The organism is Streptomyces sp. NPDC001858, from assembly GCF_053594615.1.
Window position 1 is genome coordinate 113,291 of sequence record NZ_JBSFEV010000020.1, and the last position, 17,679, is coordinate 130,969.

Sequence of the window (17,679 nt, forward strand, 5' to 3'; positions counted from 1 at the left end):
GGGGCGCTGGTGGCTACTTTCGGGCGGTCCGAGAGCCTCGGCTTGTGGGAGGTCAGGCCGCGGGCCGGTACGCGGCCGGCTGCTCATCGACGAGTTCGAGGGGGATGGCGAAGCGGCGGATGGCCAGCAGCTTTCGAGCGATGCGCCGCACGGTCGGATCCGTCGGCGGCTCGCGCCACTCGGCGCGACTGCCGGCCGGCGACAGGAGTGCCCACACGAACATGTAGGCCTCGAAGCCGTTCTGGGTGACCCGGCCCTCGCGGTATCGGTCGTCGACCTGCCCGAGGTTCAGTCGGGACAGTCGCTGGACGTCGCAGTCTTCGCAGCGCAGCTCGAAGTGAAAGTTGTCGCGCTGCTCGAGGGTGGGGCAGGTGATCTGCTCTCCGGTGTTCAGCACTGGTTGGCCTCCGTGGGATGCTGCTTTCGGATCCCCGGGCGGTTCGAGCGTCCGGGGTTTCTGCTTGGTCGCCGCCTCGTCGGCCGGTGGGCATCCGGCGAAGGCGGCGGGCTAGTGGATGCGGCCCGGGTCGGCGACGGCCTGGGCGCCGAGTGCGTCCCAGAGCGCCTGGACAGGGATCGGCCCGGTTGCCTGGTCCTCGAGGGCGCTGGTGTCGCGGATCATCGGCGGGACGGTGACGCGAGTGGCGTTGGCGTCGGCGGCCAGATGGGCGGCGAACCGGCGCTTGAGCGCGGCAACCTCCTCGGCGAGGTGGTTGCGTTCGGCGGTGAGTTCGTCAAGGTCGGCCTGCTGTTTGACGACGATCTCTTCGGCGCCGGCGAGCTGCGCGGCGGTCCAGGCGCGGATGGCTTCGGCGTCGGCGAGCTGGACGCCCAGCGCCTTGATTCGGAGGTCGGAACCGATACGGAGAGCTTTCTGTCGGTCGACCTCGTCGACGGCGCGGTGCCGGGACCGGGCTGGGCGGGCGAACATCGCCAGGCGGACGGGCATGAGTTCGGCGAGGGTCACGGTGTTCTCCGGGGCAGTCCGATGGCGTCGATGAGTTCGAGGAGCCCGGCGCGGATGGTGGGGTCTTGGGCGAGGAGCCGGCCCGCGTACTCGGGTGCCAGGTCGTCGAGTTCGGTGGGATGCTGTGCGGCGATCCCGTCGGCGAGGTGCACGGCGGCGCGGCGTAGCAGGTTCGGGTCGATGAAGGTGTCGCCGAGCACGTGCTGGTCGAGTTCGCGGCCGGCCATCACGCCTCCAGTCCGGTGCGGTCGATGTATCCGGCGGCGTCGCTTTCGGCGAAGTCCCGGGCGGTACGGAGCTCGAATCCGATTTCGCGCTGCGCGGCCAGCTCGGCGACGAGTTCGGCTTCGCGGGCGGCAAGCCAGTCGATCTCCGCCTGCACCGCGTCATCCCGGCCGGCCATCACGCCACCGCCAGGACGCGCCGGTACATGGCCGCGGTCGTGGGCTGGCGCTGTGGGGTGAGCGGGCCGTGCCAGCGAACCAGGTAGTCGACCGGCAGGGTTTCGCCCGGCTGCCCGGGCTGGTCGACCCGCTGCATGAGGGGCTGCCCGGACTCGCTGATGTCGCAGGTCCACAGCCAGGTGGTGCCGTCGGCCGCGACCTGGACACGGTCCAAGTTGATGCGGGCGCCGTCGAGGATCGCGTCCATCACGACACCTCCGGCAGCACGGCGAGCCTCTGGTCGCGTCGGATCCAGGCGGCGAGCTCGGCTGCCTTCTCCGCGAGCTGGTCCAGGAGTTCCGGCGGGGAGTCGCTGGCCTTGATGGCGATCTCGTTGTCGCCAACGATCAGCCATGCTGTCTGGCGGCCTTCGCTGTCGCGGCCGTAGCGGGTTTGGACGGGCCCAGTGTCAAGGTTGGCGGTGATGCCGCCGCAGATCGTCGCGGTCACTTCTCCTCCTGGGGCCGGGTCGGGCAGCCCGTATCCGCTGGTCACGGTTTCCGTGTGCGTGACGAGCAGCCCTTCGGCGGCCAGGTCCTGCAGATCCTTGGATGCGGTGCCGATGCTCACCGGGTGGATTCCGGCCCGCCGCAGCGCGCCGACCGCCAGACCGGGCTTCCACTCCAGCGAGGGGCGTTCCTGGATCGCGGCGAGAAGGGCCGCCCTGCGGGCGACGGTGGCGGCGTCGCGGTCGATGCGCGCCTGCTTCCACTCGTCCTCGGTGACCGGGTCGATGTGGCTGAGGGTGATCCACGCGCCGTGTCCGTCGACCCAGACGACGTCGCTGTGGCCGCAGACTCGATGGGCCCGGCTGCGGGTGCGCGTGATGAGCTGCTCGTCGCCCAGGTCGTCCTCCGGTCGGGCGCCGGGGTAGGCGATCACCGGGGTGCCGACCGGAAAACGGGCGTTGAAGGTCTCGACGTTCATGACGCGTCCCCCGCCTCGCGGTGCCTGCGGAGAACTTCCTCCCACGCGGGGTGCGTGGTCGGGTCCTCCGGTAGCAGGCCAGCAGCAATCAGCTTGTTGAGCCCGTCACGGGCAATCTGCACGTCCTGGCGGCCGAACGTGTCGGTTGCCGTCACCGTCTCGATGTTCAGGGCGGCACACAGCGCCTTGAAGTCGGCGACGAACGAGTCCTTAGGGGCGTTCACGCGGTCACCCCCGCCGGCTTGCGGGCGGCGTCGTACTGGCGGATGGCCCACGAGGCTGCGTGGCACTGGTAGACGAAGTGATAGCCGAGCTTGTCGACGCGCCACTCGGACACGTCGGAGAAGGCGAAGCCGCCGATCTCCTTCACGGAGACCTCATGGCCGTCGCCACGGTGCGCATAGATGCCCCACGTCAGCGCCGAACTGTACGAATCGTGGTCCTCGCCAACGCCGCACGAGCACTCGGCGCGATAGTTCACCCCGTGCTCGAACTCGTCGATGAGGGAGAGCGCGATGTCCTTGCTGTGCAGCCAGTCGCTTTCGAGGATCTGCTCACGGACGGCCGCCCGCAGACCCCGAGGGCCACCCTCGCGCACAGCGTCGGCGACCTCGTCCTTGACCTGCCGGACCAGACGGTCCTGGTCGTACTCCAGGACCGAGTGGCGCCCGTTGAGGAGCTTCGACGCCCACGACGACGGCTCGACGCGGACGCCGCGCAGCCAGTCGAACATGTCCTCGGTGTCGTCGCCGTACCGCTCGAAGTGGAACGAGCCGTGCGACCCGGCGACCAGCAGGTTGTACGGCCACGTCACCAGGAGCAGCCGGTTCATCGACTTGGGGGCGGAGAACTGGAGGTGCCGGCGCAGGCCGTCCTCGTGCAGGTCGGTCAGCTTGGCCTCGGCGAAGTCCCGCTCGAAGTGGCCGGCGATCTCAACGTAGTCGGTCATGCCGTCACCGCCTTTCGGGCGGCGTCCCACAGGCCGATGCCGAAGAGGACCGCGTGGCAGGCGAAGAGGTACTCCCACGAGTAGTCCTCGAAGTCCTTCTCCCAGTCGTTCGGGAGCCGGAGCCGGTAGCCGCCGTGGCTGAACGACGCGACTGCGTACTCGGCGGTGCCCTGGTACTCCAGGCTGTGCTCGTCGGAGTGCAGGATCCGCTTGCCGACGGCCTCGACCAGTCCCGGATGACGGGCCTCGCCCTTCGCTGCCTCATCGGTCACCCAGGCCCGGAACCGCTCCTCCGACCAGTCTCGGACCTTCCCGGCGGTGACCTTCTCCTGCCAGTAGCCGGGGTTGATGCCGCCGGCGCTTGACCCGCGGAACACGTCGAACATGTCGACGGTCGGCCAGACGGTGAAGCCGAAGCTGAACCCGTCGCCGCGCAGGAACACGTTGTGCGGCCAGGTGAGCAGGTCGAAGCGGTAGAAGCCGCCGTCCGGGTCCGCGCAGACGAGGTGCCGGTACAGGCCGTCGTCGTGCCGCACGGTCAGTTGGTGGTTGCGGGTCTCCCGGGCGAACCGGGCCGCGATCTCCGGGTAGCCGGTCACTGGGTCTCCTCGATGGTCGAGCTGTGGGCGGCTTTGATGGCGGCGAACTGGGCGGGCCAGTCGGGGTACGCGTCGGCGGCAGCACGGACGTCGTCCGGGTGCTTCACCAGCCAGGCGTCGAGACGGAACGCGATCTGCTCCGACGGGGACTTGGTGCGGTCGGCGGCCTGCTCAAAGTGGAGGGCGGCCACCCGTCGTTCGCGCTCCGCCCACATGCGGTCAGCCTCGGCGGCGACCGTGTCGGCGGGCACGTCCAGGGCCGCGATCGGGCGGGTCATCGAGCCACCGCCTGCGGCGCCTTCGGCTGCTCGGTGCGGGCCGCGTACAGGGCCTCGCGGTGGTCGTCCATCGCGGCCTCGCGGGACTCCGTGCGCTTCGAGGAGTGGTTGATGACGTAGCCGCCGATGAACCAGCCGTCGTGCCGCTTGTCGGAGCTGTCGTCGAAGATGACCGTGTCGTAGTGGCGAGGGGCGATCTGGACGGTGGACACCGTCAGCGCCATCGAGTCGCCGTGCTTGACCGGGGTCTGGCGAACGATCTTCGGGAATGTGTCGCGTGAGAACATGGTGGTGGTCCACCTCTCTGTTCAGCGGATGGTTGGGGTGGATCGGAAGGGCCGTCCCGGACTTGGTCGTTGCGGGGCGGCTTCTTCATGCGCCGGCCTGTCAGGCGGCGACGGGGGCCGTGCGGCGCGAGGTGCGCGGCTCCGGCGGGCGGGACTCGTGGGTGCGGATGGCGTTGACGGCGGCCTGTCGGCGTTCGGCGAGGTAGTCGTCGATCTCGGCGACGCAGTAGGCGAGGCGGCGCGGTGACGGGATGCCGACGGGGCCCTTGTTCTGCTGCCGGTAGTTGTAGAGCGTTTGGACGGTGACGCTCATGCGTCGTGCCGCTTCGTCGATCCAGACGTGTCCCGGTGGGGGCGGGGTCGGGGTCTTGGCGAGCCTGGGCACTAGGTACTCCTTCGCGTGGGGGTTGCTTCGATGTCGGGATGTCCCTGTTTTGGGGACGATGGGGGCATGAAAAGAACCAGGACGCCGACACCGAGGGCCTCCGCTACAGAGTGGGCGTCAATGACGTCGAGGTGGTCGAGATCTCCGGAGTGCAGCCGGCCGACCTGAGAGCGGGATACACCGCTCGCTTCCGCTAGATCACGGACGGTATAAGGCTTGCCGCGACCTGGGGTTTTCATGGTTCTCTGGAAGTAGTCGAGGTCTCTCAGGATGTAGCGCACGCTCAATGGATCTCCCCCGTTGCGAGGTGCCTTTCACTGGCCTTGAGTTAACCCCCGCAGGGACGTCCTGTCAACAGAATCGGGACAGCCTGTCGGCGAGTATCGGCAAAGTTCATGGCCAGATAGCGTTGGTCTGTGGACGGACTGTCCCGGATCCTGGAAGGTTGTACAGACTGACCTGCTATTTTTCCCGCGCTATCCGTTTTCCCTAGAGACAGCCGGTGTGACAGTGACGCGAGAGGAAGACGACATGAAGGCAGCGGCCACCGCCTCCGACCAGGGCGCGGCCGGGACCACTCCTGCCGGCGCGCTCTCCCGGCTCATCCAGGAAGCCAACGACTCCGGGATCACCTACCAGGAGATGGCCGACCAGGGGATCGACCCGCAGGGTAAGCGGCTGCCGAAGCAGTGGTACCAGAAGCTCGTCAAGACTCCTCCAGTGAACCCGCCGTCTCCGGACCAGATGCAGGCCATCGCCGCAGCCACCCGCAGGCCGTTCCGCCGCGTGCAAGAGGCCACCGCCGAGCAGTGGCTGATGTACGAGGCGACCGAACTCGCGGGCTACGACGAGGAGGTCCGCATCATCGTCGGACACCTCGCGGGCAAGTCGAAGGCGGAGCTGATGAAATGGCGCTACATGATCGAGGCCGAGGAGCGCGCCCGGCGCGAGGCCGGCGAGTAGCGGCATGCGGCGCTTGGGCGGCGCCTGATCGGCGATGTCCGTAAGTAGACATTCCATCAACCGATTGTCGGCGACTCTCGGTAGACGTACCCTTCACCAACCGTGCACTTCCGGCCGTTCTGGCTGACGGTGCATCGTTGCCCTCGGGAGGACACGTGCTGGACGTCGCCTACGAAGCCGTCGAAGACCTCGCGCCCGGCCGACTGGCCGCCATAGAAGAAGACCGCGGAACCGTCCGCCTTCGTCTCGACAAGACCCGACCCCTCGCCGACGTGGTGCGGCAGTTGAACATTGAGGTCGATCGGCTCATGTCGTCATCCCACTGGTTCCAGCTGTGGGGCACTGAGATCGTCTCCCGCGACACCCCCGACCAGCCCTTGCAGATCCAGCACATCATCCGCCCCTGGGTTCCGCGCGACCTCGGCGTGGGCCTGGCAGAAGACCGCGGCATCATCCGCGTCTACATCTGCCCCGACTTGGACCCAGAGCGCTTCGCCGCCGCCGTGAACCCACCCACCGAGAAGATTCTCGGTGGCGGCCGCTGGTTCCAGCTGTACGCCGGCGAGATCATCGACAATAGCCCCGGGCCGATGAGCCGCATCTGAACGAACGGGGGCGACCATGGCGGGCTACGTAGAAGACCGGTGGATGAAGAAGGGGCCCGACGGTAAGCGCAACATCCCCACAGAGCGTCACGGTAAGGGGAAGCGCTACAAGGTCGCCGGCATTCCGGGTGTCCGCGCCCGGTCATTCCCCGACAAGCAGAAGGGCGCGGCCGACGCCTGGCTCGCGAAGGCCATGGCCGACAGCAACAGAGGCGAGTTCATCGACCCGCGCGACGGCAACATGCTGCTGCGCGAATACGTCGACAAGCACTGGTGGGCGACGCGCACGGGCGATCCGGCAACCCTGGAGACCGTCAGCCGCCGGGTCCGCAACCAGATCCTGCCATTCCTGGGCAGCCTGTCGCTGCGCCAGATCAAGGTCGACACTCTGCGCCAGTGGCTCAAGGATCTGGAGGGCGTCATATCACCGGGCACCGCGGTCGTCGTCTGGGGATACCTGAACAACATCCTGGACTGCGCGGTGGACGACGAGCGGATCCTGAAGAACCCGTGCCGCGCGCGGACCATCAAAGCCCCGGTGAAGCCGCCCACCAAGGCGCGCGCCTGGACGCGCACCCGCGTGGCAGCCGTTCAGGCTGGCCTGCCCGCCGCGTACCGGATCCTCGTCGACATCGGCTCCGGCGCGGGGCTGCGCCAGGGCGAGGCGCTTGCGCTGGCCGAAGACGACCTCGACATGGAAGGCCGCGTGATCCATGTCCGGCGGCAGGTCCGCAACGTCGAGGGGAAGCTGGTCTTCTCGCTGCCGAAGGGCAACAAGACCCGCTCCGTTCCCATGCCGGACCACCTTGCCGCTCGCCTTGCCGCACACGTGGCGGCCTATCCCCCGCAGTCGGTGACGCTGCCGTGGAAGGACCCCCGGCCGCCGAAGACGAAGCTGGAGGCGAAGGAGCGGGCGCCGCAGACGCACCGGCTCCTGGTCGTCAACAGCAACGGCGGTGCGGTGCGCGCCAACATGTGGAACGAGAACTACTGGAAAAGGTCGCTTGCCGCGGCCGGAGTCATTCCCGAGCCGGAGAAGGTGAGGCGGAAGACGGGGCGGGGGTTCCGCCTGGTCTACATGGCGGCGCACGAGCACGGCTTTCACTGCCTGCGGCACACCTTCGCGAGCGTGCAGCTGGACTCCAGGGAGAATCCCGTGGCAGTCTCGAAGTGGCTCGGCCACGCGGACGCCGCGATCACGCTTCGGGTGTACGGACACTTCCTGCCCGATGCGGACGGCCGGGGCCGGCAGGCGATGGACGCCTGGTTCTCCCAGGCTCTGGATTCTTCGGCGTCCTCCCCAGACGCTCCCCAAGACACGATTTGCGACGCCCCGGAAGCTGGTTCGCACCCCGGGGATGCGGCAGTACTACCGGACGCAAGAGACGCTGAAAGCGCCTCTGAGCTGCAAGAGTCTGCGGCCTGAGTCGGAGGCGAACTGCCGTAGTTCGTCGGCGAGATAGAGCCAGACAACGGCCCGGTACCGGTTCAGATAGAACTTGACGGGCACCACCAGTCCCAGCCGGGCGAGGCGGGTGAACCGGGTCGGGGGCACCTCCAGGACGGCGGCGCCTTCGCCGGTGCCCACGACCAGCACGCGCTCGCGCAGCGTCTCGGGGAAGCCGGGTTCCGAACGCAGCCGGTCGATCTCCGCCCGCTCCACCCGGCGGCCCCCTCCTCCTTCGTCGGGCAAGGTCCTGATGCACCCGAGGTGCGCGGCGAGGTCGAACTCGCTTCGTTTCAGGTCGAGTTCCCGCGCCGCTCGGCTCGGCGTGCACGAAACGGCGTGGGACGACGGCGTGACGATGTTGCCGGACATGATCGATCTCCCCCGTGGAGTGAAGTGGAGTGAAGCAGGCCCGCGCTGTCCGCGGTGGCCTCGGAAAAGACCGTAGCCGGAATCGCCGATCTCGTGGCGAGCCTGTGGATAACTCCACGGAGAAGAACAAAAGTGCAGGTCAGAGCTCTGTGATCGGACCACGCTCAGGATGCCGGGGGTCCACGGTGAGGTGTTCGCCGACCCGGTTGACGAGCAGGGTCATCTCGTAGGCGATGCGGCCCATGTCGGCCTCGGCCCCGCTGAGCACGCACAGACAACTGCCGGTGCCCGCGGCGGTGACGAAGAGCACCGCGTCGTCGAACTCGATCATCGTCTGGCGCACTTGGCCCGCGCCGAAGTGCCGGCCGGATCCCTTGGCCAGGCTGTGCAGTCCGGACGAGACGGCGGCGAGGTGCTCCGCGTCCTCCCGGCACAGTCCGGTGCTCGCGCCCGCCACCAGCCCGTCGTTGGACAGGACGAGCGCGTGCCGCACATGGTCGACGCGCTCGGTCAGATCGTCCAACAGCCAGCCCAGCCCCTGGTTCTGCGCCATGTCCCACTCCCCGTGTGACGATTCCCCGTGTGATCCTCCACCTCGCCGGAGAATCTGACGGCCAGCCTTCCCCAGTGCCCGCCGCCGGAGCAAGGAGGACGGCGGCATGGCGTGGAGGACGACCTGATCGGGCCGCCGACGGCGCGGTCAGCTCACGGAGTCGAGCAGCCGGGCGGTGTGCATCCGCCCGGCGTATTCGACCAGCCGGATCAGCACTTCCTTCCCCGAGTCGCGGTCACGGGCGTCGCACAGGACGACGGGGGTGCCGCCGTCGAGGTCGAGGGCGCGCGAGACGTCCTGAGCGCCGTATGTCCGCGTGCCCGTGAAGCAGTTGACCGCCACCACGAACGGGATGCGGCGATGCTCGAAGTAGTCCACCGCGGGAAAGCAGTCCTCGAGCCGCCTGGTGTCGGCCAGGACCACCGCGCCCAGGGCGCCCTGTGACAACTCGTCCCACAGGAACCAGAAGCGGTCCTGGCCCGGGGTTCCGAACAGGTAGAGGGAGAGGCCGGAACGGATGGTGATGCGGCCGAAGTCCATCGCGACGGTCGTCGTCACCTTCTGGTCCACGCCGTCGGTGTCGTCGACCAACTGGCCCGCCTCACTGAGCAGTTCCTCGGTGCGCAGCGGCTTGATCTCGCTGACCGCGCCCACCATGGTGGTCTTGCCCACGCCGAACCCGCCGGCGACCAGAATCTTCAACGCGAGGGGGGCCGTCTCGCCGCCCGTGGCGTCGGAGTGCTCGGAGACCATGGATCACTTCTCTCGGTCGTGTCGGCAACGGCAGAAGGCATGCACAAGTCGGTGTTGAACGTTCATCTACAGAGCTCGCAGCCCCTCGATCACTTCGCGCAGAATCCGTTCGTCGGGCAACTGCGCGGGCGGGACCGGACGGCTGACGGTGACGCAGCCGAGTTCCAGCAGGTCTCCGAGGAGCACCCGGACCACGCCCACGGGGAGGTTCGAGCCCGCCGAGAGCTCGGCGACGGACTGCGTCTCCGTGCGGCACAGGTCGATGAGGGTGCGGTGTTCCGGACCGATGGCCATGCCGTCCGTGCCGGGCGCGCCCGGATCCAGGGTGACCAGGGCGATCAGGTCGAAGCGCACTCCGGTGGGGCCGGGTTTCGTGCGTCCGCCCGTCATGGCGTACGGGCGGACGAGCGGGCCTGCCTCGCTGTCGTACCACTGGCTGCCCAGCTCATGCGGGGCGCTGGTCGTGTCCTCGGTCATCGGTGCGGGTCGCTCTCTCGCCTCATCCGGTGACGGGCGGCCGCGCGGCGAGGCGGGTCGGCGTGTAGAGGTGCTCTCCGACCCGCTTGACCAGCCGCGCCATCTCGTACCCCACCAGGCCGATGTCGGCGGTCACCGCGGTGAGAACGGCCAGGCAGGAGCCGTCGCCCGCTGCGGCCACGAAGAGGAAGCCGTCGTCCATCTCCACCATGGTCTGGCGGACGCCGCCGACGCCGAAGTGCCGGCCCGCGCCCTTGGCGAGGCTGTGGAAGCCGGAGGCGACGGCGGCGAGGTGTTCGGCGTCCTCGCGTCTGAGGTCGCTGGACGCGCCGACGGCCAGGCCGTCGTTGGACAGCACCACGGCGTGCCGCACCTCGGTCACGCGCATCACCAAGTCGTCCAGCAGCCAGTCGAGTTCGCCGGACCGCTGGGCCGACCTCGTGCTCGGGTCCTGGATCATGCGGGGTCTCCTTCACTGCTCTGACGGCCCGGTGCGGAATCCGGGGTGGTTCGGCGGCCGGACTGTCTGCCGCCGCCCCGGGCCCAGCCGTCCCGGTAGGCGGTCATCCGGTCTCGTACGACCTCGGGGGTACGCGCTTCGTCCCCGCGCGGGGAGTTCGCCTTGGCCGGCTCCTCGGAATGCGGGCGGCGCAGCTGGGGGGCGAGACTGGCCTGTCGTACCCGGCGCGGAAGGTCGTCCGATCCTTCGGAGTCGTCCGTGGGGCGGTGCAGGCGCAAGGCGGTCACTCCGGGCGGCGGGGGGTCGGCCGCCGGGGGTTCGGCGGCGGCTCGGACGGGAGCCACCAGCGCGGGGCGGTCGGCGGCGGCGGGGACGGCGGGGACGGCCTCCTGATGCCGGTCGGAGGCGTATCGGTCGGGGGCATTCCGGTCCTGGGCATGGCTGTCAGCGGCATTGCGGTCAGCGGCATTGCGACCGCCGACGTTGCGGCCGTCGGCGTGCCGGTCGGACGCAGGCACGCGCGCGTACTCGCGTTCCGAAGACCGCTGCTCGATCTCCGCCGTCTCACGGGCGGAACGTTCCGGCTTCCCGCTGTGCAGCAGGGCGGTCGGCAGCAGGACGACCGCGGTGGTGCCGCCGTAGGGCGAGGTCCGCAGGTGCACCTTGATGCCGTGGCGGGCGGCGAGCCTGCTGACCACGAACAGGCCGAGTCGGTCGCTGTCGAACAGGTCGAGGGCCTCGGACTGCGCGATGCGCCGGTTGGCCTCGGTCAGGGTCTCCTTGCCCATGCCGAGGCCTCGGTCCTCGACCTCGACGGCGTATCCGTTGCCGACGGGCTCGCCGGTGACCCGCACGCGCGTGTGCGGGGGTGAGAACTGGGCGGCGTTCTCGACGAGTTCGGCGAGCAGGTGGGTGAGGTCGGCGACGGCGGTGCCGATGACGGCCGCCTCCGGGAGCTGGCGCAGCTCCACGCGCGCGTAGTCCTCGACCTCGGAGACGGCCGCGCGGATCACGTTGGTGAGGGAGACCGGCATGCGCCAGGCCCGGCCGGGCGCTGCGCCGGAGAGGATGATCAGGCTCTCCGCATGGCGTCGCATGCGCGTGGTGAGGTGGTCGAGCCGGAAGAGGTCGCTCAGCTCGTCCGGGTCGTCGGAGCGGCGTTCCATGCTGTCCAGCAGGCTCAACTGGCGGTGGACGAGGACCTGGCTGCGGCGGGCGAGGTTGACGAAGACCCCGGAGATGCCGTTGGCGAGCTCGGCCCGCTCCACGGCGGCCCGCAGCGCGGCGCGGTGCACGGTGCCCAGAGCCTCGGCGACCTGACCGGTCTCGTCCTCGGAGGGCGGTCCGGGCGGGGCCTCGGCGCGGACGTCGATCTCCTCCCCGGCACGCAGTTTCCGCATGGCCTCCGGGAGTTTGCGCCTGGCGATCTCCAGGGCGCTGTTGCGCAGGCTGACCAGTTCGACGACGAGTCCGCGGCCGATGCGCACGGAGATGACGAGCGAGGCCACGACGGCCGCGAGGCCCAGCAGGACCGCGGCCCCGGCCGGGGTGAGGAGACCGCGGGTGAGCGGGTCGGCGCGGTCGGCGACACCGTGTCCGGCGTCCGCCTCGATGGTCCGCATCCCGTTCTGCACACGCGTGTGCGCGTTGTCCCACGTGCTCGCCGGAGCAGCCGCGATCGCCTTCGCGCCCGCCCGGTGCGCGAGCACCTCGTCCTCGGCGGCGTACAGGGCGGCATAAGCACTGCCGGCGGCGAGGCGCTGCCAGGCGGTGCGTTCGGGGCCGCGCAGGTCGGCGACGGCCGACTCGGTCAGGGCACGACGAGTGTCGACGGCGCCGGTGAACAGCCGCAGGCGCGCTCCGTCGAGGCCTCCGGCCAGGCGCGCGCCGGCGAGCACGACGTCCTCCTGGGCCAGGGCCTCTCCCGCGCGGGAGAACTCGAGCAGCACGCGCGCGTCCGAGCCGAGTTCGGCGTCCTGGATGCCGGTGAGGGCTCCGCCGACCGAGAAGGCCGTCGAGATCGTGCTCGTGTACCGGCCGTACGTCTCCTCCCAGCCGGCGCTGCCGTCGAGCACGGCGGTCCGCAGGGAGGGGAGGCCTTCGGCCCCGGACACGAAGGTCTCGAGCCGCTGGGCGACTCCGGTGGGCAGGTCCTGGCCGTCGGCGACGGTGCTGTCGTCACCGAGCCGCAGTTCGGCCACCGCGCGGTCCGTGCGCTCGGCGAGCGCCCTCAGGTCGCCGTCCTGTCCGGGGACGGAATGGGTGGCGTAGCGGACGGCAGCCGCCCGCTCGGTCTGCAGGGCGGCCACCGCGGCCGCGACGGGGGCACGGACCTGGGCGTCCACCCGCTGCAGCTGGCGCAGCCGGGAGACGTCCTGCGCGGTCGTGACGGTGGCGTACGCCCACAGTGCCAGCAGGGAGACGACGGGCACCATCAGCAGACAGACGATCTTGGCGCGCACGGTACGCGGCCGGAGCCGCAGGCGTTCCGCGCGCGGGGGTATCGCGTCGGCCGAGGCGTCCGCCTGCTCGTCCGGGCCCTCGTCGGCGGGGGGTCCGGCGTGGGCGCGGCGCCCGCGCGTGGGGGGCGGCGCCTCGGCGCCTGCCGTCGGGGTCCTACGGGGTGTACGCATGGCCTCCTCGCTCGGAAGTGGTACGTCGGAAGTACTGGGAAGGAAGTGCTAGGGAGGAAGTGGTAGGGGCGTGGGAGGGGCGACGTGCCGTGCCGCCGGTGTCGTCAGACGGTCCGGGCCTGCTGTCGGCCGACGCGGTTCTCCACCGGTTGCTGGGCCGACTCGGACGCCTCGCGCTCCCCCGTGGTGGGCGACAGCGCGACGAAGGCCGAGGTCAGGAAGAGGTAGGACCCGAGGCCGACGGCGAGGGGGAAGATGAACTGCATCGCCGTGGCCCCGGGCAGCGCGTCGCCGGAAGGCGTCACATGGACGCTGACCGCGAACATCCCGGTGAAGTGCATGCTGCTCACGGCCGCCCCCATGACGAGGGAGGCGAGGGTGACCGCGATCGGCGACTTGATGTTGAGGGCGGCCCAGAGGGCGGCGGTCGCCGCGACGACCGCGATCAGGACGGAGAGCGCGACCCGCACGGGGTCGTAGATCACGTCACCGTGCAGCCGGACCGCGGCCATGCCCAGGTAGTGCATGCTCGCCACGCCCAGGCCGGTGGTGAGCCCGCCGATCAGCAACGCGCGCGTGCGTTCGCGGCTGTAGCCGACGGCGAAGACGCCGGCGCAGACGACGACCATGGCGACGAGGAGGCTGAGCACGGTCAGCGGAACGTCGTAGCGGATGTCGGTGCCGCTGACGCCGAAGCCGAGCATGGCCACGAAGTGCATGGTCCAGATGCCGGTGCCGATCGCCGAGGCCGCGGTGATCAGCCAGTTGCGGCGCGAACGTCCGGTGGCGCCGAGCGCGCGCACGGTGCAGCGCAGCCCGAGGGCGGCGCCGATACAGGCCATCACGTACGACAGCACAGGGGTCAGCCAGCCGAAGGCTGCGTGGTCCAGGTGTCCCATGGCCACGGGACGCTAGCCGGGGCACAGGAGCACAAAGGGGGCGCATTTCGAAAGGTGTTGGAAAGTGACACAGAAGTGCGCCGGAACGATCGGGTCACGCTCGAACATGTGCGCCGGGGCATCGTCCGTGCCGGTGAGAGATCATGCGGAGCATGAGCGACGACCACACACACGTTCAGGAGTTCTTCTCCGCGCGCGCCGCGGACTGGGACACCCGGTTCCCCGACGACGGCCCCGCCTACGCCGCCGCGGTCGGCGAACTCGGTCTGCGCGAAGGGGACCGCGTCCTGGACGCCGGCTGCGGCACAGGACGCGCCCTGACGCCGCTGCGAGCCGCCGTGGGACGCTCGGGAGTGGTCGTGGGAGCCGATCTGACCCCGGCCATGCTGGAGGCCGCCGTACGGGCGGGACGCGACCGCGCCGGGCGGCTGATGGTCGCCGACGTCGCCGCGCTCCCGCTGCGCTCGGAATCGCTGGACGCCGTGTTCGCGGCGGGCCTGATCGCCCATCTGCCGCGCCCGGCGGAGAACCTGCGGGAACTGGCGCGGGTGGTGCGCCCCGGCGGCACGTTGGCGCTGTTCCATCCCATCGGCAGGGCGGCGCTCGCGGCCCGCCAGGGTCGGCGGATCACGCCGGAGGACCAGCGGGCGGAGCCCAACCTCTGTCCGCTGCTGGCTGGTTCGGGGTGGCGCATGACGTCCTACGTGGACGAGGACGCCCGCTTCCTGGCCCTGGCCGTCCGAGAAGGCTGAGGCTCGCCGAGGGCCTCGGGTGGGCGGCCGTTCACCCGGCAGCTCAGCCGTCCGCGTGCCGTACGGGGCAGCCGCCTACGCCGGGCACCGGGCGGGTGCCGAGTTCGGCGAGCCGGTAGCCGTTCGGGTAGCCCTTGATCTCCCAGTTCTCTCGCGCGTGGTGGGGCGCCCGGCGTGGCGGCAGCAGCCGCACCGCGCGGCCACGCGCGCGTACCGCTGCACGCACGAGCGTGCGGGTGACAGAGCCCGGCGGGGTGTACCCGAAGGCCTTGAGGACCGGTTCGTCGAGCAGGGCGAGCGTGGCGCTGCGCAGGACGGGCGCCAGCGGCTTCGGATACCAGGAGGCCATCAGGGTGAGGGTGGCGTCCGAAACCCTTCGCGCATTCTCGTCCCGGGCGAAGTGGTCCGCTTCATAGGCGTCGAGGTGGGTCTCGAACTCCTCGTAGGTCCTGGGGATGTCCTTGATGCCCATGCGGTGCCCGAGGGCGCGGTAGTACTCGGTGCAGGCGACGATCTCGTGGCGGGACAGCCTGCGCCACCCGTAGGCGTCGATCCACCGCTTGGGCATCACGACGAACGTGCACAGCACGTACCGCATGTCGTCGTTGCCTATGGCGTAACTGCGGTGCATCTCGTTGATGCGGCGGACCGCCGTACGCCCCTGTTCGCTGTCGAAGCCGTGCTCGACGACGGCGTCGAGCAGCAGCACGGTGTCGTCGTAGCGCTTCTGGGCGCGGTCCGTGAGCTCCGCCGTCTGCGCGAGCAGACGCCCGATGCTCGGGACCGCATACGTGCGGTAAAGAGCCAGCTCAAGAGCGCGGGTGAAGTCCCACGGGAACTCGTACGCCGACGTGAGCCGGTAGATCTCCAACGCGTCCTCGTACGGGTCCATCCGTCGGATCTGTTCGAGCCGTTCGAAGCGCTTCACCGCCGCGTCCCCCTTCTGCCGCCGTGACTCCAACTCTAGGTTGAACAACAGGAAATGAACGATCAGTTGCGCAACAGCGCAGGGGGAAGGCGGTCGGCATGTTCGGCAGAATCCGCGAGGCCTACGGGAGATTCCGCGACGCGGGGCGCGCGCGGTCGCGTCCGGACGGGGAGGGACGTCCGGACGGGGCAGCGCGTGGCGCCGGGAAGCGCACGCCCAATCTGTTCGAGGCGGCCGCCGCGTACGTCTCGGCCTGCACCGAGGACGACCAGGACAGGATCGACGAGGCGGCGGGCTGGGTGTCGCCGGAGGCGCTGTCCTTCGGGGTCAACGAACTGGCCTGTCGCGCCGTCATCGCGCTCGCGCGGGAGCGCGACGAGTCACCGCGAGCGGTGGCCCGGGCGCTCCTCGGACTGCCTGCGGAGTGACCCTGCCACGGCCGGAGGCGGTCGATTCGCCCCGTCCGGATGGAAAACTGCAGCTCCGGGTAATGTCGGGGAGTCGTGACAAGCGCCTTCCCGCCGCACTAGGGTGCGCGCCGGTGGACGAACCGATGGGGAGGCTGGGATGGCAGGGACGGACGAGGACGCCGTCGCCGCCGCGGACGATGCGCTCTATGTGCTCACGGCGGTGTTGCTGACGCCGGCGAAGTTCCCTAGCGCGCTGGGCGACGACTACCCGGAGGCCTGTGCGGCGCTCGGCCTCGCGCCGCTCGCCGACGGGTACGGCCTGGTGCTGGGCCAGGACGGCGACGGCGCGCGATGGACCGTCGTCATCGACGACGTGTCACTGGTGGCCGTCGCCATCGCGTCGTGGGACTGCGGCATGGAGTACGACCTCTCGCCGGGCGAGCGGACGGTCGTCGCGGCGCTGCCCGGCTGGCCGCTGGCGGTGGCCGTCGCGGCCCCTGGCGTGCCCGCGCCGCACGATCCCGCCCCCGAGGTGACCGACAGCCCCGCGCTGTGCCCTCCGGACACGAGTACCTGGGGCCCGGCCCAGCGGCGGCTGGGGGCCGACGAGATCGCGCTCCAGTGGGCCCTGTGGCGTGAGCAGATCGACGACACCGAGTTCGCTCCCCCACGGCAGACCGCCGGGTCGGACTCGGGCACGGACGAGCCGAAGCGGAGCGACGGGGCGGACCGGGCCGTCGACGGATCCGGGAAGGTGGACGGCGGGTCCGGGAAGGGCGGCGACGCGGCCGATGGCGCCAAGGCGGCCGTGGAGGGCGCACCGAAGGGCCACCGCGGCATCCGCCGCGTCCTGGCGGAGGTGCGCGCCTATGTGGACACCCCGCCTCCGCTCGGCCGCGTGCGCTCCTCCTTCGCTCCCGGTGATGCGCGTACCCTGCGCGCCGACGGGCCCGGCTGGTCGCTGGTGGCCAGGACCGACGACATCGCGCTCGTCCTGCTCGACGATGAGCCGGGCGAGGTGCTGCCGGTCGGCCGCGGTCCCGAACTGCCCGGACTCCTGGAGGCGCTCGACAAGATGGCGGTACGGCCGCTCTGAGCCGGCCCGGGCCTCACGGCGCTGACCACGCCGGCCCAGGCCGCCGGACGACACTTGCGGGGACGGGAAAAGGGGCGGGGACGGGGACGGGGACCGAGGCTCGGGGCTCGGGGCTCGGCCCCCGTCGCTCACCGGCCGAGTTCCTTGCGGGTGACACGGCGCAACCTGCGCCGTTGGGACGGATCCAGCGTGAGGTAGGCCGCCACCGGCACCCCCACCATGATCAAGAAGGCTGCCCACCAGGGCAGCCAGATCAACAGGAGGAGCCCTGCCGCCACACCTCCTGCGGCGATCTTCGCGTTCTTCGACATGTGCGTCGCCTCCTTCGCGGCCACTGCCGCTCTCTGCCATGAAAACGGCTCCACGCCGCCCGTGGTTCCGGACACGACCCTGAGACCTCCCTGAGCCACACCCCTGAGACGCCCCTGAGAACCCCTCGCGTCGGGCTCTCGGACGAAGGCCGCCGAAGCCTGCCTCGGAGACGGTGCGCGTTCCG

26 protein-coding genes and 1 pseudogene are annotated in these 17,679 nt (G+C 70.3%); 6 read left to right on the top strand and 21 right to left on the bottom strand.

Annotated features, from left to right (window positions below; genetic code table 11):
- Positions 1-52: 52 nt before the first annotated feature.
- From ACWCPF_RS26210 to ACWCPF_RS26265, 12 genes are all read right to left on the bottom strand, one after another.
- On the bottom strand, positions 53-397 hold the full coding sequence (locus ACWCPF_RS26210; protein WP_451047539.1) for a hypothetical protein: 345 nt from the start codon (positions 395-397) through the stop codon (positions 53-55).
- Between the two features lie 111 nt (positions 398-508).
- Complete coding sequence (locus ACWCPF_RS26215; protein ID WP_451047540.1) at positions 509-967, bottom strand: hypothetical protein; 459 nt, start codon at positions 965-967, stop codon at positions 509-511.
- Positions 964-1,194, bottom strand: coding sequence for a hypothetical protein (locus tag ACWCPF_RS26220; protein WP_451047541.1), 231 nt, complete (start codon positions 1,192-1,194; stop codon positions 964-966). Before ACWCPF_RS26220 ends, ACWCPF_RS26215 begins: the two co-directional genes overlap by 4 nt.
- Positions 1,194-1,370: a hypothetical protein gene (locus ACWCPF_RS26225; RefSeq protein WP_451047542.1), complete on the bottom strand. Its 177-nt coding sequence runs from the start codon at positions 1,368-1,370 to the stop codon at positions 1,194-1,196. Before ACWCPF_RS26225 ends, ACWCPF_RS26220 begins: the two co-directional genes overlap by 1 nt.
- A complete protein-coding gene (locus ACWCPF_RS26230; RefSeq protein WP_451047543.1) occupies positions 1,370-1,618 on the bottom strand; it encodes a phiSA1p31-related protein in 249 nt (82 codons plus the stop codon). Before ACWCPF_RS26230 ends, ACWCPF_RS26225 begins: the two co-directional genes overlap by 1 nt.
- On the bottom strand, positions 1,618-2,337 hold the full coding sequence (locus tag ACWCPF_RS26235; RefSeq protein WP_451047544.1) for a hypothetical protein: 720 nt from the start codon (positions 2,335-2,337) through the stop codon (positions 1,618-1,620). Before ACWCPF_RS26235 ends, ACWCPF_RS26230 begins: the two co-directional genes overlap by 1 nt.
- Entirely contained in the window at positions 2,334-2,561 is a 228-nt protein-coding gene (locus tag ACWCPF_RS26240) for a hypothetical protein (protein ID WP_451047545.1), read from the bottom strand. Before ACWCPF_RS26240 ends, ACWCPF_RS26235 begins: the two co-directional genes overlap by 4 nt.
- Positions 2,558-3,286, bottom strand: a complete 729-nt coding sequence (locus ACWCPF_RS26245; RefSeq protein ID WP_451047546.1) for a hypothetical protein — start codon at positions 3,284-3,286, stop codon at positions 2,558-2,560. Before ACWCPF_RS26245 ends, ACWCPF_RS26240 begins: the two co-directional genes overlap by 4 nt.
- Positions 3,283-3,885: a hypothetical protein gene (locus ACWCPF_RS26250; protein ID WP_451047547.1), complete on the bottom strand. Its 603-nt coding sequence runs from the start codon at positions 3,883-3,885 to the stop codon at positions 3,283-3,285. Before ACWCPF_RS26250 ends, ACWCPF_RS26245 begins: the two co-directional genes overlap by 4 nt.
- A complete protein-coding gene (locus ACWCPF_RS26255; protein ID WP_451047548.1) occupies positions 3,882-4,163 on the bottom strand; it encodes a hypothetical protein in 282 nt (93 codons plus the stop codon). Before ACWCPF_RS26255 ends, ACWCPF_RS26250 begins: the two co-directional genes overlap by 4 nt.
- Positions 4,160-4,450 carry a hypothetical protein gene (locus tag ACWCPF_RS26260; protein ID WP_451047549.1) on the bottom strand — a complete coding sequence of 97 codons (291 nt, stop codon included), beginning with the start codon at positions 4,448-4,450 and terminating at the stop codon, positions 4,160-4,162. The genes ACWCPF_RS26255 and ACWCPF_RS26260 overlap by 4 nt, the downstream gene beginning before the upstream one ends.
- Before the next feature lie 100 nt (positions 4,451-4,550).
- Positions 4,551-4,835 carry a hypothetical protein gene (locus ACWCPF_RS26265; protein WP_451047550.1) on the bottom strand — a complete coding sequence of 95 codons (285 nt, stop codon included), beginning with the start codon at positions 4,833-4,835 and terminating at the stop codon, positions 4,551-4,553.
- A 531-nt stretch (positions 4,836-5,366) separates the two neighbouring features.
- On the opposite strand from ACWCPF_RS26265, the gene ACWCPF_RS26270 reads away from it, so the two are divergent.
- The 3 genes from ACWCPF_RS26270 (at position 5,367) to ACWCPF_RS26280 (ending at position 7,829) form a co-directional block, all read left to right on the top strand.
- The gene (locus tag ACWCPF_RS26270; protein ID WP_451047551.1) at positions 5,367-5,798 is read left to right on the top strand and encodes a hypothetical protein; all 432 of its coding nucleotides are present in this window, start codon (positions 5,367-5,369) and stop codon (positions 5,796-5,798) included.
- A 155-nt stretch (positions 5,799-5,953) separates the two neighbouring features.
- Positions 5,954-6,403 (top strand): hypothetical protein, encoded by a 450-nt coding sequence (locus tag ACWCPF_RS26275; RefSeq protein WP_451047552.1) that lies wholly within the window; start codon positions 5,954-5,956, stop codon positions 6,401-6,403.
- Between the two features lie 16 nt (positions 6,404-6,419).
- A complete protein-coding gene (locus ACWCPF_RS26280) occupies positions 6,420-7,829 on the top strand; it encodes a tyrosine-type recombinase/integrase (RefSeq protein ID WP_451047553.1) in 1,410 nt (469 codons plus the stop codon).
- Here the strand turns inward: ACWCPF_RS26280 and ACWCPF_RS26285 are convergent.
- From ACWCPF_RS26285 to ACWCPF_RS26315, 7 genes and pseudogenes are all read right to left on the bottom strand, one after another.
- Positions 7,830-8,222: pseudogene (locus tag ACWCPF_RS26285) on the bottom strand (DUF6397 family protein); the annotation flags it as partial.
- A gap of 139 nt (positions 8,223-8,361) precedes the next feature.
- Positions 8,362-8,775: a roadblock/LC7 domain-containing protein gene (locus tag ACWCPF_RS26290; RefSeq protein WP_451047554.1), complete on the bottom strand. Its 414-nt coding sequence runs from the start codon at positions 8,773-8,775 to the stop codon at positions 8,362-8,364.
- Between the two features lie 147 nt (positions 8,776-8,922).
- Positions 8,923-9,528 (bottom strand): GTP-binding protein, encoded by a 606-nt coding sequence (locus ACWCPF_RS26295; RefSeq protein WP_451047555.1) that lies wholly within the window; start codon positions 9,526-9,528, stop codon positions 8,923-8,925.
- 66 nt (positions 9,529-9,594) lie between these two features.
- On the bottom strand, positions 9,595-10,005 hold the full coding sequence (locus ACWCPF_RS26300; RefSeq protein ID WP_451047556.1) for a DUF742 domain-containing protein: 411 nt from the start codon (positions 10,003-10,005) through the stop codon (positions 9,595-9,597).
- A gap of 22 nt (positions 10,006-10,027) precedes the next feature.
- Positions 10,028-10,465 (bottom strand): roadblock/LC7 domain-containing protein, encoded by a 438-nt coding sequence (locus ACWCPF_RS26305; protein WP_451047557.1) that lies wholly within the window; start codon positions 10,463-10,465, stop codon positions 10,028-10,030.
- Entirely contained in the window at positions 10,462-13,098 is a 2,637-nt protein-coding gene (locus ACWCPF_RS26310; protein WP_451047558.1) for a sensor histidine kinase, read from the bottom strand. The genes ACWCPF_RS26305 and ACWCPF_RS26310 overlap by 4 nt, the downstream gene beginning before the upstream one ends.
- Before the next feature lie 104 nt (positions 13,099-13,202).
- Positions 13,203-13,997, bottom strand: coding sequence for an MHYT domain-containing protein (locus tag ACWCPF_RS26315; protein ID WP_451047559.1), 795 nt, complete (start codon positions 13,995-13,997; stop codon positions 13,203-13,205).
- A gap of 152 nt (positions 13,998-14,149) precedes the next feature.
- Here ACWCPF_RS26315 and ACWCPF_RS26320 point away from each other — a divergent pair, with 152 nt between their 5' ends.
- Complete coding sequence (locus ACWCPF_RS26320; protein WP_451047560.1) at positions 14,150-14,749, top strand: class I SAM-dependent methyltransferase; 600 nt, start codon at positions 14,150-14,152, stop codon at positions 14,747-14,749.
- Between the two features lie 43 nt (positions 14,750-14,792).
- On the opposite strand, the gene ACWCPF_RS26325 is transcribed toward ACWCPF_RS26320, so the two are convergent.
- Positions 14,793-15,677 (bottom strand): oxygenase MpaB family protein, encoded by an 885-nt coding sequence (locus ACWCPF_RS26325; RefSeq protein ID WP_451047561.1) that lies wholly within the window; start codon positions 15,675-15,677, stop codon positions 14,793-14,795.
- 98 nt (positions 15,678-15,775) lie between these two features.
- On the opposite strand from ACWCPF_RS26325, the gene ACWCPF_RS26330 reads away from it, so the two are divergent.
- Complete coding sequence (locus ACWCPF_RS26330; protein ID WP_451047562.1) at positions 15,776-16,105, top strand: hypothetical protein; 330 nt, start codon at positions 15,776-15,778, stop codon at positions 16,103-16,105.
- Between the two features lie 139 nt (positions 16,106-16,244).
- Positions 16,245-17,183, top strand: coding sequence for a hypothetical protein (locus ACWCPF_RS26335; protein ID WP_451047563.1), 939 nt, complete (start codon positions 16,245-16,247; stop codon positions 17,181-17,183).
- Positions 17,184-17,311: 128 nt separating this feature from the next.
- Here ACWCPF_RS26335 and ACWCPF_RS26340 read toward each other — a convergent pair whose 3' ends face one another.
- Complete coding sequence (locus ACWCPF_RS26340; protein WP_351902902.1) at positions 17,312-17,494, bottom strand: hypothetical protein; 183 nt, start codon at positions 17,492-17,494, stop codon at positions 17,312-17,314.
- Between the last annotated feature and the right edge of the window lie 185 nt (positions 17,495-17,679).

What these genes read in the sequence shown, in the direction of transcription:
- ACWCPF_RS26255 (WP_451047548.1), bottom strand. Translation starts at nt 4,163, where the DNA reads ATGACCCGCCCGATCGCGGCCCTGGACGTGCCCGCCGACACGGTCGCC.
- ACWCPF_RS26340 (WP_351902902.1), bottom strand. Translation starts at nt 17,494, where the DNA reads ATGTCGAAGAACGCGAAGATCGCCGCAGGAGGTGTGGCGGCAGGGCTC.
- ACWCPF_RS26225 (WP_451047542.1), bottom strand. Translation starts at nt 1,370, where the DNA reads ATGGCCGGCCGGGATGACGCGGTGCAGGCGGAGATCGACTGGCTTGCC.
- ACWCPF_RS26270 (WP_451047551.1), top strand. Translation starts at nt 5,367, where the DNA reads ATGAAGGCAGCGGCCACCGCCTCCGACCAGGGCGCGGCCGGGACCACT.
- ACWCPF_RS26330 (WP_451047562.1), top strand. Translation starts at nt 15,776, where the DNA reads ATGTTCGGCAGAATCCGCGAGGCCTACGGGAGATTCCGCGACGCGGGG.
- ACWCPF_RS26300 (WP_451047556.1), bottom strand. Translation starts at nt 10,005, where the DNA reads ATGACCGAGGACACGACCAGCGCCCCGCATGAGCTGGGCAGCCAGTGG.
- ACWCPF_RS26235 (WP_451047544.1), bottom strand. Translation starts at nt 2,337, where the DNA reads ATGAACGTCGAGACCTTCAACGCCCGTTTTCCGGTCGGCACCCCGGTG.
- ACWCPF_RS26320 (WP_451047560.1), top strand. Translation starts at nt 14,150, where the DNA reads ATGAGCGACGACCACACACACGTTCAGGAGTTCTTCTCCGCGCGCGCC.
- ACWCPF_RS26290 (WP_451047554.1), bottom strand. Translation starts at nt 8,775, where the DNA reads ATGGCGCAGAACCAGGGGCTGGGCTGGCTGTTGGACGATCTGACCGAG.
- ACWCPF_RS26220 (WP_451047541.1), bottom strand. Translation starts at nt 1,194, where the DNA reads ATGGCCGGCCGCGAACTCGACCAGCACGTGCTCGGCGACACCTTCATC.
- ACWCPF_RS26335 (WP_451047563.1), top strand. Translation starts at nt 16,245, where the DNA reads ATGGCAGGGACGGACGAGGACGCCGTCGCCGCCGCGGACGATGCGCTC.
- ACWCPF_RS26260 (WP_451047549.1), bottom strand. Translation starts at nt 4,450, where the DNA reads ATGTTCTCACGCGACACATTCCCGAAGATCGTTCGCCAGACCCCGGTC.
- ACWCPF_RS26305 (WP_451047557.1), bottom strand. Translation starts at nt 10,465, where the DNA reads ATGATCCAGGACCCGAGCACGAGGTCGGCCCAGCGGTCCGGCGAACTC.
- ACWCPF_RS26280 (WP_451047553.1), top strand. Translation starts at nt 6,420, where the DNA reads ATGGCGGGCTACGTAGAAGACCGGTGGATGAAGAAGGGGCCCGACGGT.
- ACWCPF_RS26245 (WP_451047546.1), bottom strand. Translation starts at nt 3,286, where the DNA reads ATGACCGACTACGTTGAGATCGCCGGCCACTTCGAGCGGGACTTCGCC.
- ACWCPF_RS26310 (WP_451047558.1), bottom strand. Translation starts at nt 13,098, where the DNA reads ATGCGTACACCCCGTAGGACCCCGACGGCAGGCGCCGAGGCGCCGCCC.
- ACWCPF_RS26315 (WP_451047559.1), bottom strand. Translation starts at nt 13,997, where the DNA reads ATGGGACACCTGGACCACGCAGCCTTCGGCTGGCTGACCCCTGTGCTG.
- ACWCPF_RS26295 (WP_451047555.1), bottom strand. Translation starts at nt 9,528, where the DNA reads ATGGTCTCCGAGCACTCCGACGCCACGGGCGGCGAGACGGCCCCCCTC.
- ACWCPF_RS26230 (WP_451047543.1), bottom strand. Translation starts at nt 1,618, where the DNA reads ATGGACGCGATCCTCGACGGCGCCCGCATCAACTTGGACCGTGTCCAG.